This is a genomic window from Flavobacterium ammonificans (assembly GCF_020886115.1).
Lineage (GTDB): Bacteria > Bacteroidota > Bacteroidia > Flavobacteriales > Flavobacteriaceae > Flavobacterium > Flavobacterium ammonificans.
The window spans coordinates 1,350,708-1,362,819 of the sequence record NZ_AP025185.1 but is presented as its reverse complement, the minus strand read 5'-3'; the positions used below and the strand labels follow the sequence as shown (position 1 = coordinate 1,362,819).

At 33.5% G+C, this 12,112-nt stretch carries 12 protein-coding genes and 1 tRNA gene; 10 read left to right on the top strand and 3 right to left on the bottom strand.

What is annotated here, in order from left to right; translation table 11 throughout:
- The 3 genes from LPC20_RS05930 to LPC20_RS05920 all read left to right on the top strand — a co-directional run bounded on the left by LPC20_RS05930 (nucleotide 1) and on the right by LPC20_RS05920 (nucleotide 3,391).
- A complete protein-coding gene (locus tag LPC20_RS05930; protein WP_229323454.1) occupies nucleotides 1–1,722 on the top strand; it encodes a PspC domain-containing protein in 1,722 nt (573 codons plus the stop codon).
- A 4-nt stretch (nucleotides 1,723–1,726) separates the two neighbouring features.
- A complete protein-coding gene (locus LPC20_RS05925; RefSeq protein ID WP_229323452.1) occupies nucleotides 1,727–2,461 on the top strand; it encodes a head GIN domain-containing protein in 735 nt (244 codons plus the stop codon).
- Nucleotides 2,462–2,542: 81 nt separating this feature from the next.
- Nucleotides 2,543–3,391, top strand: a complete 849-nt coding sequence (locus LPC20_RS05920; RefSeq protein ID WP_229323450.1) for a GIN domain-containing protein — start codon at nucleotides 2,543–2,545, stop codon at nucleotides 3,389–3,391.
- 59 nt (nucleotides 3,392–3,450) lie between these two features.
- On the opposite strand, the gene trxB is transcribed toward LPC20_RS05920, so the two are convergent.
- The gene (trxB, locus tag LPC20_RS05915) at nucleotides 3,451–4,401 is read right to left on the bottom strand and encodes a thioredoxin-disulfide reductase (RefSeq protein ID WP_229323448.1); all 951 of its coding nucleotides are present in this window, start codon (nucleotides 4,399–4,401) and stop codon (nucleotides 3,451–3,453) included.
- Nucleotides 4,402–4,562: 161 nt separating this feature from the next.
- Between trxB and LPC20_RS05910 the strand changes: the two genes are divergently transcribed.
- The 7 genes from LPC20_RS05910 to LPC20_RS05880 all read left to right on the top strand — a co-directional run bounded on the left by LPC20_RS05910 (nucleotide 4,563) and on the right by LPC20_RS05880 (nucleotide 10,187).
- Nucleotides 4,563–4,637: transfer RNA gene (locus LPC20_RS05910), tRNA-Pro, on the top strand.
- 217 nt (nucleotides 4,638–4,854) lie between these two features.
- Entirely contained in the window at nucleotides 4,855–5,622 is a 768-nt protein-coding gene (locus LPC20_RS05905; RefSeq protein WP_229323446.1) for a ParA family protein, read from the top strand.
- Between the two features lie 4 nt (nucleotides 5,623–5,626).
- Nucleotides 5,627–6,526 (top strand): ParB/RepB/Spo0J family partition protein, encoded by a 900-nt coding sequence (locus LPC20_RS05900; protein WP_229323444.1) that lies wholly within the window; start codon nucleotides 5,627–5,629, stop codon nucleotides 6,524–6,526.
- A 38-nt stretch (nucleotides 6,527–6,564) separates the two neighbouring features.
- Nucleotides 6,565–7,086, top strand: coding sequence for a DUF5683 domain-containing protein (locus LPC20_RS05895; protein WP_420827823.1), 522 nt, complete (start codon nucleotides 6,565–6,567; stop codon nucleotides 7,084–7,086).
- A 38-nt stretch (nucleotides 7,087–7,124) separates the two neighbouring features.
- Nucleotides 7,125–7,829 (top strand): 4-hydroxy-tetrahydrodipicolinate reductase, encoded by a 705-nt coding sequence (dapB, locus tag LPC20_RS05890; RefSeq protein ID WP_229323440.1) that lies wholly within the window; start codon nucleotides 7,125–7,127, stop codon nucleotides 7,827–7,829.
- A gap of 130 nt (nucleotides 7,830–7,959) precedes the next feature.
- Entirely contained in the window at nucleotides 7,960–9,507 is a 1,548-nt protein-coding gene (lepB, locus tag LPC20_RS05885; protein ID WP_229323438.1) for a signal peptidase I, read from the top strand.
- A 53-nt stretch (nucleotides 9,508–9,560) separates the two neighbouring features.
- A complete protein-coding gene (locus LPC20_RS05880; RefSeq protein WP_229323436.1) occupies nucleotides 9,561–10,187 on the top strand; it encodes a WbqC family protein in 627 nt (208 codons plus the stop codon).
- On the opposite strand, the gene LPC20_RS05875 is transcribed toward LPC20_RS05880, so the two are convergent.
- Complete coding sequence (locus LPC20_RS05875) at nucleotides 10,188–11,234, bottom strand: endonuclease/exonuclease/phosphatase family protein (RefSeq protein ID WP_229323434.1); 1,047 nt, start codon at nucleotides 11,232–11,234, stop codon at nucleotides 10,188–10,190.
- A gap of 16 nt (nucleotides 11,235–11,250) precedes the next feature.
- A complete protein-coding gene (locus LPC20_RS05870) occupies nucleotides 11,251–12,093 on the bottom strand; it encodes a rhomboid family intramembrane serine protease (RefSeq protein WP_229323432.1) in 843 nt (280 codons plus the stop codon).
- Between the last annotated feature and the right edge of the window lie 19 nt (nucleotides 12,094–12,112).

Sequence of the window (12,112 nt, the reverse complement as noted above, 5' to 3'; positions counted from 1 at the left end):
ATGAATAAAACTGTAACCATAAATTTAGGCGGAATTGTATTCCATATAGACGAAGATGCATACCAAAAATTATCCCGCTATTTTGATGCGATCAAACGCTCTTTAACCAATTCGTCTGGACAAGACGAAATAATTAAAGACATTGAAATGCGTATCTCGGAACTACTTTCTGAGAAACTAATTTCTGAAAAACATGTAATTGGTTTAAAAGAAATTGACGAGGTGATTGCGGTAATGGGACAGCCGGAAGATTATATCATTGAAGATGAGGTAAAAAACGAGCAACAGTACACTAACTACAAATCCTCTAAAAAACTGTACCGCGACAAGGACAAAGGAATGATTGGTGGTGTAGCAGCTGGTTTAAGCCATTATTTAGGTATCGATGTAGTTTGGATACGAGTAATTTTATTACTGTTTTTCTTTGGTTTTGGAACAGGAATTTTAGCCTACATTATTTTGTGGATTGCTACTCCAGAAGCAGTTACCACTTCAGAAAAATTGGAGATGACTGGTGAACCAGTAACTATCTCTAGCATTGAGAAAAAAGTACGTGAGGAATTTGATTCGGTTTCTGAAAAATTTAAAAATGTGGATTATGACAAATATGGCAATCAAATCAAAACGGGTGCAGAGAAATTTGGCAATTCATTAAGTGAAATTATCACGACAATTTTTAAAGTGTTTGCTAAATTTTTAGGGGTAATTCTTATAATTACTGGACTTACCGTCTTGTTCTTTTTATTCATCGGTATCTTTACCGTAAGCAGTGGAACTTTTATCGAATTACCTTGGCAAGAATTTGTAAATGCTGGTAATTTTACAGATTATCCTATTTGGATTTTCGGACTAATTATGTTTCTATCTGTTGGAATTCCGTTCTTTTTCTTGACATTACTTGGATTTAGATTGTTATCACCTACAATAAAATCAATTGGTAGTATTGCTAAATATACCCTTTTAGCAATATGGATACTTTCAATTGCAATTTTAATTTCTATTGGTATTCAACAAGCATCTGAAGTTGCCTATGAAGGTAAGACCATTCAAAAAGATTATTTAAACATCAAACCTACCGATACGCTGCAAATAAAGTTCAGATATAACGAAAATTTCACCAATGATATTGATGACAATGAAAATTTCAGATTGGTTCAAGATGCCAATAATAATCAACTGATTTATTCCAATAACATTAGTCTTGAGCTTATAAAAACCGACGAAAAAGTCCCATACATACAGATTGAACGAATTGCACGAGGTAAATCATTTCAAGAAGCGAAAAAACGTGCAGAAAGAATTCAATTTGGGTACAAATTAGAAGGAAATCAATTAATTTTAGACAATTATTTATTATCTACGTTAAACGATAAATTCAGAGATCAAGAAGTTACAATTACTATTTACCTTCCTAAAGGTACTTTATTTAAAATATATGAGTCAGCCCAACATTATGAAATATCTGATAATGATTTTTTCGACCCTGAATATAGTAATGATGATTATATTTACAAAGTAAATAGCAATCAAGTTAAATGTTTGAATTGTCCTGAATACGAAAATGAATACAATGACGTTGATATGAATGTCACCGAAGATATTTCCGATAATGATACGGTAGTTACAACAACCGTAAAGGTAAATGGTGAGGTAGTTACAGTGAAACAAAGCTCAAAAAAAGGATTGAAAGTAAACGAAAACGGTATAATTATAAAAGAATAACGCCATGATAAAAATCATCACTTGGATTACCAAAATTATTATTACAGTTATTACAGCGCTTTTTTTTAGCTCTTGTCATTTAGATTACAATACCATAAAAGGCAGCGGTACGATAACGACTGAAAATAGAACTATTTCAGAAAAGTTTACTGGAGTTGATGTCAGCAGTGCTATTGAAGTAACTATTGAACAAGGAGATACAACCGAAGTAGTTGTGGAGGCAGATGATAATTTACTTAACACCATCAAAACGGAAGTAAAAAATGGGAAGTTAGTTATTTCAAATGAGTCGTATGTTAGCATTAGAAACGGTGTTCGAAAAGTAAGTGTTACAATGCCAATTATTGACAATTTGGAAGCTTCTAGTGCTTCTTCCATAACAAGTAAGAATACCTTGAAAGGTAACCAAATTTTCATCAAAACTTCTAGCGCAGGTTCGGCAAAACTAGACATAGAAATGGAAGCCGTGACTAGCAAATCTAGTAGCGGAAGCACGATTGAATTGAAAGGTTTGGCCATGCAGTTAGACAGTCAGGCGTCAAGTGGAAGTACAACAAAATGCTTTAAATTATTAACCAATTCAGTAGTTGCTGATGCTTCTAGTGGTGCCTCAATAAATGTACATCCCATTGTGAGTTTAAAAGCAGAGGCGTCTAGCGGTGCATCCATCAAATACAATAAAATGCCAAAAACATTTCAAAAAAATTCCAGTTCAGGTGGAAGTATAGAACAAGATTAGTTTTTGAAAATGAATTAATAAATAAGAAAAATCATTCATATCAGAATGATTTTTCTTATTTTTGTTGTAAACCGATTCATTATGAAGCTTAAATTCTTTGGTACTTTAGTACTACTACTTTTTTCAACGACCTTTCTTTTTGCACAAAAAATCGAAAAGATTAAAGGTTCAGGAATAATTAAAATTGCGTCAAAAGAAATTGAATCGTTCAATTCTATAGAAGTAGAAGACAACTTTACAATTGATCTGGAAAAAGGAGAAACTTCTGGACTTAAAATTGAAGCAGATGATAACTTACACGATGTAATTACTACTGTTGTTAAAAATAATGTCTTAGTTATTGCTACATCAAAAGAAGCACATGGGTTTAAAAAACTTTCCGTGAGGATTACTTACACTAATGATTTAAATTTAGTTACTTCAAAAGATGAGGCAATTGTTAACGCAATTCAAGAAATCAGTGTTGAAAATATCACATTCAAATCAATGAATAAATCAAAATTATTTTTGAATGCAAATGTGACTAATTTTAACTTGCAGGCAGATGATAAATCTAAAGTTGAACTCAATCTTAAAAGCGAAAACGCATTTATTGAATTAAGTAAGTATTCCAACTTAAAAGCATTAATTAATAGTGCTGAATTGAAATTCGATTTGTATCAAAAAGCAACAGCTAGTATTGAAGGAGATTCAGATAACACTATTGCTCGATTGGATAATTCATCGGAATTAAATGCACGTAACTTTAATTCGAAAAACATAGATGCCACAGTTGAAGACACCGCAAACTGTAGTATTTTTGCAGAAACTAGCTGTACTTTAGAAGCTACTGACAAAGCAGAAATTAATTTATATGGAAATCCTACAATTACTATCCGCAAATTGTCTGGAGAAGCGAAATTATTTAAAAAACTCCCTCCGAAAAAATAAATTATGACATAAAAAAAGTCCCTAAAGGGACTTTTTTTATATTAAAACATAGCCTACAATTAATGTCCTTTTGCAGCCAAATAACGCTCTGCATCTAAAGCAGCCATACATCCCGTTCCAGCAGCTGTAATGGCTTGACGGTATACATGATCGGCTGCGTCACCCGCAACAAAAACACCTTCAACATTGGTTTTAGATGTACCTGGAGTATTCACTATATAACCCGTTTCATCTAAACTGATGTAGTCTTTAAAAATTCCAGTATTCGGTTGGTGACCAATGGCAACAAAGAAACCGGTTGCCGGAATATCAAAAATTTCGTCGGTAGTTTTGTTCTTTACTTTTACTCCTGTTACTACTTGCTCATCTCCCAAAACCTCTACTGTATCGTGGTTCATTAAGATTGTGATATTTTCTGTTGCGCGAACACGTGCTTCCATAATTTTAGAAGCTCTAAACTTTTCACTACGAACCAACATGGTTACTTTTTTACACAATTTAGATAAATAATGTGCTTCTTCACATGCTGAATCTCCTGCTCCTACAATTACCACTTCTTGATTTCTGTAGAAAAATCCATCACAAACCGCACAGGCAGAAACCCCTCCACCCATTTTTAAATAATGTTGTTCTGAAGGCAATCCTAAATATTTAGCAGTAGCTCCAGTAGAAATAATTACGGTTTCGCAATGCAACTCGATAGAATCATTAATCCAAACCTTGTGAATTGGACCAGAAAAATCAACCTTAGTAGCCCATCCATCACGAATATCCGCACCAAAGCGTTGCGCTTGTGCTTGTAATTGAATCATCATTTCTGGACCAGTAACACCATCTACATAACCAGGAAAATTCTCCACTTCATTAGTAGTTGTTAACTGACCTCCAGGTTGCATTCCTTGATATAAAACAGGATTCATATTCGCTCTAGCTGCATAAATTGCAGCCGTATAACCCGCTGGACCTGAACCTATAATTAGGCATTTTATTTTTTCGATAGTATCTGACATGATAAAAGTATTTTTAATTTATAGTATTACTGCAAAGGTAGTTTTTAAATAAAAAAACCAAGCTAAAAAACATCATTTTTAGTTATACAAAAATAATCTTCCCCTATTTATGCATTTGACTTGCTCGAATAAAAAATAATTCTATCTTTGCACTCGCGTTACGGGGTGTAGCGTAGCCCGGTTATCGCGCCTGCTTTGGGAGCAGGAGGCCGCAGGTTCGAATCCTGCCACCCCGACAAAATCCTTTTAGCTCAGCTGAAAGGATTTTTTTTGTGAAAATCCCAAAATTTAAATTGAAGACCGAATTGATTATTAATTAGTTTTTAATTTCCAAAAATTAAAATGCTGCAGTTTTCCAACAATAATAATTCTAGATCTAACAAATGTTAACAAAATAGATTTTCAGAAACCATAAATAATTGTATTTTTACCGTTCTAAATCTGAAAAAATAAATGGGTAAAATCATTGCAATTGCTAATCAAAAAGGAGGTGTTGGAAAAACAACTACATCAGTAAATCTTGCTGCATCTCTTGGTGTTCTTGAAAAAAAAGTATTATTAATTGATGCTGACCCCCAAGCCAACGCAACATCGGGATTGGGAATTGATGTAGAATCAGTAGAAATTGGTACCTACCAAATTTTAGAACACAGTCACTTACCCAAAGAAGCTATCATTAGCTGTACTGCTCCCAATGTTGATGTAATTCCAGCTCATATTGACCTTGTTGCCATCGAAATCGAATTGGTAGACAAAGAGAACAGAGAATACATGCTGAAACAAGCATTGCAGGAAATCAAAGACGATTATGACTTTATCATTATTGACTGCGCGCCATCTTTAGGGTTACTAACCTTGAATGCGCTCACTGCAGCAGATTCTGTAATTATCCCTATACAATGTGAATATTTTGCATTGGAAGGTTTGGGTAAATTACTTAATACAATAAAAAGTATTCAGAAAATTCACAATACCGAACTGGACATTGAAGGATTGCTTTTAACGATGTACGATTCCCGTTTGCGATTATCGAATCAAGTAGTCGAAGAAGTTCAAAAACACTTTAATGAAATGGTTTTTGAAACCATTATCCAAAGAAATATTAAACTAAGTGAAGCGCCAAGTTTTGGCGAAAGCATCATCAATTATGACGCTACAAGTAAAGGGGCAACCAACTACTTGCATTTAGCTCAAGAAGTAATACAAAAAAACAGCAACTAACTGTATGGCAAAAGCAATTAAAAAACAAGCTCTTGGAAGAGGATTGTCAGCCTTATTAAAGGATCCTGAAAACGATATTAAATCTGTACATGATAAGAATGCAGATAAGGTTGTTGGAAATATTATTGAATTGGAAATTGATGCTATAGAAATCAATCCTTTTCAACCAAGAAGTAATTTTAACGAAGAATCCTTAAAAGAACTAGCTACTTCTATCAAGGAATTAGGCGTTATTCAACCTATAACTGTTCGTAAATTAGACTTTAATAAATACCAATTAATTTCCGGAGAGCGTCGTTTGCGTGCTTCTACTCTAGTAGGTTTAAAAACAGTCCCTGCTTACATTCGTATTGCTAATGACAATGAATCGTTAGTTATGGCTTTGGTAGAAAACATCCAACGTCATGATTTAGATCCAATTGAAATCGCATTATCCTACCAGCGTTTGATGGAAGAAATTGAATTAACTCAAGAGCAAATGAGTGAACGTGTAGGTAAAAAACGTTCTACAATTGCTAATTACTTGCGTTTATTAAAATTAGACCCAATTATTCAAACTGGGATTCGCGATGGGTTCATTAGTATGGGACACGGCCGTGCAATTATAAATATTGAAGATTTAGATGTTCAAACGACTATTTACCAAAAAATAGTAAGTCAAAACTTATCCGTTCGTGAAACGGAAGCATTGGTTAAAAACCATCAAGATAGCTTGAAACCGAAAGCCGCCACTAAAGCAAAATCTACCTCTTTTGATGTAGCTCCTAGTGAGCAAAAGAAATTTGTAGACTATTTTGGCACTAAGGTAGATATCAAAGTAGCTGGAAATGGTAAAGGTAAAATCACCATTCCATTCCACTCTGAAGAAGACTTCAATAGAATTGTCAAACTAATCAAAGGATAGTGCAAAGACATCTATTCATAGCTATACTTTTTTTGCTTTTGGGAAACAATTTAGTTTTGGCACAAGACAAAACGGTTACTCAAAAAGCACAAAAAGACAGCTTGAAACCGAATGATATTGATCCTTTAACACCTGCAAAAGCCGCTTTTTATTCGGCAGTTTTACCTGGATTAGGTCAGGCTTACAATAAAAAATATTGGAAAATTCCTATTGTCTACGGAGCTATTGGCACGAGCTTGTACTTTTATTTGGACAGCAATACCAAATACAACGAAGTGAGAGACGCTTATAAAAGAAGACTAGAGGGTTTTAACGACGATAAATTCAATTATCTGGATACCAACCGATTAATTACTGCACAGAAATTTTACCAACGTAATAGAGATCTATCTACATTGTTTGTGCTTGGTTTTTATGCGCTCAACATTATAGATGCTAATGTGGACGCAGCATTAAAACAATTTAATATCGATGAAAATTTATCATTACGCCCTTCATTATCTGCTGATTATGTAACATTAAGAGCTAATGTTGGACTAACACTTAATTATAATTTTTAGAATTGAATTATTTCTAAATACATCATAAATAGAATTAAATGAAAATTGCACTCTTAGGATACGGAAAAATGGGTAAGGTAATCGAAAGAATTGCCATAGAAAGAGGTCATGAAATCGTTTTGAAGAAAGACGAAAACAATACCTACGACGGACTATCCAATGCAGATGTTGCTATTGATTTTAGCGTACCAACTGCTGCAGTTGAAAACATTTCCAATTGTTTTCATACTCATGTTCCTGTGGTGTCTGGAACAACGGGTTGGTTAGAACGCTATGACGAAATTATAGCGCTTTGTAACGAAAAAAAGGGAGGTTTTATTTCCAGTTCTAATTTCAGCTTAGGGGTCAACTTATTTTTTGAATTAAACGATTATTTGGCTAAAATAATGGCACCATACAATTCGTATTCTGTTGCCATGGAAGAAATTCATCACACTCAAAAATTAGACGCTCCAAGCGGAACTGCAATATCTCTAGCAAATGGAGTTATTGAAAATAGTAATTACACTAAATGGACTATAGACAAGCCCGCTGCTAATGAAATCCAAATTGAAGCATTACGAGTTGAAGATGTTCCCGGAACTCATACCGTGACGTATAATTCTAATGTAGATAGCATCGAAATCAAACATACTGCACATAACCGTGAGGGCTTTGCACTAGGTGCTGTTATTGCAGCAGAATGGTTAGCTGGAAAACAAGGAGTATTTACAATGAAAGATGTATTGAATCTAGAACGTTAGATTTTTTTGACTTCTTAGATCATTAGAAAAATTAATAATAAACATATTTATAAAAAATAAAAAAATAGATTTTTAAAACTTCCAAAACATCTAAGGAATCTAAAAATCTAATAATCTAACAATCTTAATTATGACACTATCACAATGGTTTATATTTTTCTTATCAATACAAGTAATTCACTTTATTGGAACATGGAAATTGTATGTAGCAGCAGGAAGAAAAAGTTGGGAAGCAGCTATTCCCGTGTACAATGCTATTGTCTTGATGAAAATCATAAACAAACCAAGTTGGTGGACTCTTTTACTTTTTATTCCGGTAATTAACCTTATTGTATTTCCAGCAGTCTGGGTGGAAACATTAAGTAGTTTTGGTAAAAACGCAACCAAAGATAAAGTAATTGGTATTGCCACTTTTGGCTTGTACATCGCTTATATCAATTATTCGCAGCAATTGAATTATATCGCTGACAAAAGTTCCCAACCAATCAATAAAACGACAGATACAATTAGCTCTTTACTTTTTGCGATAGTAGTAGCCACTTTTGTACACACCTATTTCATCCAACCTTTTACCATACCGACTTCGTCACTAGAGAAGTCATTACTAGTAGGCGACTTTTTGTTTGTAAGCAAGGTAAACTATGGAGCACGAACTCCAATGACTACAGTAGCACTACCAATGGTTCACGATACCATTCCGTTGACAAAAAAGAAGTCTTACCTTAGTTGGCCTCAATTACCTTATTTCAGAATTCCTGGTTTTCAAACTGTCGAACGAAATGATATAGTAGTATTCAACTGGCCAGTAGACACTGTGTATAAGTTCAGAGATAACTCAGGATTGAGAGCAGACAAGCCTATCGATAAGAAATCAAACTATGTTAAACGTTGTGTTGGTATTCCTGGTGACCAATTGGAAATCAAAGACGGAACCGTTTTTGTAAACGAAAAAGAATTGATTTTACCAGAAAGAGCTAGACCTCAATTTTCCTATAAAGTAGCTTTAGATGGTAAGACACCTATCGATTTTGAATATCTCCTAAAAGACATGGATATTACAGATGGTGCAGGATTTATGGATGCGGAGAAAAGAGATACCTTGTTTATCGCAGCATTAACTGCTTCAAATGCAGAAAGACTAAAACAAATTCCCGGAATTACTGGAGTTGAAAAAATCATTTCAAAAGAAATTGAACCAGGCATTTTCCCTCACATCAATAAATGGAATCGAGATAATTTTGGACCCATTTATATTCCACAACAAGGAAAAACAGTGCCTCTAAATTTAAAGACCTTACCATTTTATAAAACGATCATCACTGATTACGAAAAAAATGATTTGAAAGTAACTGGTTCAGAAATCAGAATCAACGGAAAAATTGCAACTTCATATACCTTTCAACAAGATTACTATTGGATGATGGGAGACAATCGTCATAATTCGGAAGACAGTCGTTATTGGGGGTATGTACCCGAAAATCATATCGTTGGAAAACCAACATTTATCTGGATGAGTTATGATTCCAATGCAAAAGGAATGAAAAAAATTCGTTGGGAACGATTATTCACTACAGTTAGTGGTGAAGGTGAACCCCAATCCTATTTTAAATTTTTCCTGATGGCATTAGTAGCCTATTTTATTGGAGAATATTTTTGGAAGAAAAAGAAATCAGTATAACCAATCTAAACAAATAACCAAATCAACAAATAACCAAATTAACGAATAATCGAATGGACATTCTTATTCACCCCACTTACTTCCCTTCTATAAGTCATTTCGCAGCTATTGTTCAGGCCGAAAAAGTAACTTTTGAAATGGAAGATAATTTCCAAAAACAAACGAATCGCAACCGAACCTATATCTATAGCCCTAACGGAATTCAACTACTGAATATACCTATAAAACATTCTAAAACTGCTCATCAGAAAACAAAAGACATTCAGATTGAAAATGAGTTTGATTGGCAAAAACAACATTTCAAATCCTTAGAAGCAGCCTATAGAAGTTCGCCTTTCTTTGAATATTTTGAAGACGATTTACTTCCAATTTTTGAAAAGAAACATCAGTATTTAATGGACTTGAATTTGGAAGTTTTTGATTTGATTACTAGATGCATTCGAATGAAAATAGAATATACAAAGACAACTGAATATTTTCACGAAATCAATTCAGATGAAATTACTGATTTCCGCTTTTTGGCAAACGGAAAAAAAGACAGTTCGCAATTTGAAAGCTACACACAAGTATTTGATGATAAATTTGGTTTTATCAACAATCTTAGCGTATTAGACTTAGTTTTTAATGAAGGAAAATTTGCGTTGGATTATTTGAAATCACAACCCCTTGTATTGAAATAATTAATCAAAAGAGAGTTTTGCCATTATAGGATAGTGATCTGAATTTTCGAAATCAGAAAAGCTCTCAAACTGTTTTACTTTCATTCTTTCGTCAGCAAAAATATAATCAATGCGCGCTGGATAATAACGGAACTTATAGGTCGCGCCAAAACCTTTACCTGCTTCTTCAAAAGTATCTCTTAGTTTGCCTTTAATATTGCGATATACGTATGAAAAAGCGCTATTATTCATATCGCCGCAGATAATTAAAGGATAATCACAATCCGTTTTGTGTTTTTTGAACAACTCGGCTTGTTGCTGTTGCTGTTTGAACGCTTTACTAATACGTCTCAATAACTTTTGCGATTTACTTTGATTCATCACATTAATATCATCATTAATTTCAGTTACATCGGGAGATATTTTAATGGATTGCAAGTGCATATTGTACACTCTAATAATTTCTTTTCCTTTCTTGATATCCGCAAAAATTACATTATTGTTTGAATTTGGAAAAACTATATTTCCTTCATTAATAATTGGGAATTTAGAAAAAATGGCTTGACCTGTTTTAATTTGGTCACCCGCCATAACGATATATTTGTGTGGATACACTTTTAAATCTATATCCGCTGAATACGAAAACTCTTGGATACAAAGTATATCTGGATTCTTTTCATTAATAAAAGTAAGGATTTGCGAAGGAACATCATCTCGATCAATCCACTTAAAAAGATTTAACAAACGAACATTGTAACTCATTACGCTAAAATTCTTTTCGCTTTCAGGAAATTCTTTGGTAGAGAACTTGTAAAATTTATTAATAAAGGTAATTCCCATCAATAAAACCAAACCCGATAATATCATTCGTTTCTTAAACTGGAAACCCCAATAAAAAAAGAACAAAGCGTTAAATATAAAAAACAGGGGCATAAATAAGGTCAAAACCGATAGTAAAGGAAAAGCTTTTGGCGCAAGAAAAGGCAACAAATAAGCGCTGAAAGTAACTACAGTCAGAACTATATTTAAAAGAAACATCCCTTTATTGAACCACGAAAGATTTTTCATCTCTTTGCTAACTAATTTATTTACCTGCTTTAAACAAGAATTCTTTTTCTTCTTGTGTTAAGGAATCATATCCAGATTGACTGATTTTATCTAAAATTTCATCTATTTGTTGTTGGGTTTTGTCCTTAACCACAATTCTAGAACTTGGTTTTTGTGCCGATTTGGGATAATTTTTATGTACTTTTTTAAAAGGCGCGCGCTTTGATTTTGTAAATGGGTTATTTAAAATGCAACTTAAATCAATTCCATTTTGGAGCAATTTAATAAAAATAAATCCAAAAAAGGCACCCGCAAGATGCGCAATATGTCCGCCTGTGTTTGCAATTCGGAATTGCATAAAATCCAACACTAAAATTACCGCGGTAATATGCCATAATTTAACATTGCCAATAAGTAGTAATCGGACATTCATCAACGGACGAAAAGTTGTTGTTGCAACTAAAATTGCCATTATTGCTGCCGAAGCACCCACCATAGCCGAACTCAAATTCAAAAAGTAATACGCAATTACAAAGGCTAATCCAGAAAAAAATGCACTCAGCAAATACAATCCTAAAAACTGTTTAGTATTGAAAAAAGTTAAAAATAATGTACTGGAGAAATGCAACACCATCATGTTGAAAAACAAATGTCCAAACCCATAATGAAAAAAAGCATAGCTAATCAAGGTCCATGGTTTGGTCACCAAAACCGATGGCTCTGAAGATAAGGCAACCCAATTAGGATAATTAAAAATACCTAATTGAAATTGGTAGAAAAAGACTAACGAAATAAGAAAGCACAACAAATTCCAAAAAATCACTTGAACAGCGATTCCTCCCATTTTGTATTGCATCTTTAAATCGTCTATAATTCCCATTTGTATAAATTTCTTCTAA

Bases quoted from the DNA above. Each gene is read 5' to 3' on its own strand.
- LPC20_RS05930 (WP_229323454.1), top strand. From the start codon at position 1: ATGAATAAAACTGTAACCATAAATTTAGGCGGAATTGTATTCCATATA.
- LPC20_RS05925 (WP_229323452.1), top strand. From the start codon at position 1,727: ATGATAAAAATCATCACTTGGATTACCAAAATTATTATTACAGTTATT.
- LPC20_RS05920 (WP_229323450.1), top strand. From the start codon at position 2,543: ATGAAGCTTAAATTCTTTGGTACTTTAGTACTACTACTTTTTTCAACG.
- trxB (WP_229323448.1), bottom strand. From the start codon at position 4,401: ATGTCAGATACTATCGAAAAAATAAAATGCCTAATTATAGGTTCAGGT.
- LPC20_RS05905 (WP_229323446.1), top strand. From the start codon at position 4,855: ATGGGTAAAATCATTGCAATTGCTAATCAAAAAGGAGGTGTTGGAAAA.
- LPC20_RS05900 (WP_229323444.1), top strand. From the start codon at position 5,627: ATGGCAAAAGCAATTAAAAAACAAGCTCTTGGAAGAGGATTGTCAGCC.
- dapB (WP_229323440.1), top strand. From the start codon at position 7,125: ATGAAAATTGCACTCTTAGGATACGGAAAAATGGGTAAGGTAATCGAA.
- lepB (WP_229323438.1), top strand. From the start codon at position 7,960: ATGACACTATCACAATGGTTTATATTTTTCTTATCAATACAAGTAATT.
- LPC20_RS05880 (WP_229323436.1), top strand. From the start codon at position 9,561: ATGGACATTCTTATTCACCCCACTTACTTCCCTTCTATAAGTCATTTC.
- LPC20_RS05875 (WP_229323434.1), bottom strand. From the start codon at position 11,234: ATGAAAAATCTTTCGTGGTTCAATAAAGGGATGTTTCTTTTAAATATA.
- LPC20_RS05870 (WP_229323432.1), bottom strand. From the start codon at position 12,093: ATGGGAATTATAGACGATTTAAAGATGCAATACAAAATGGGAGGAATC.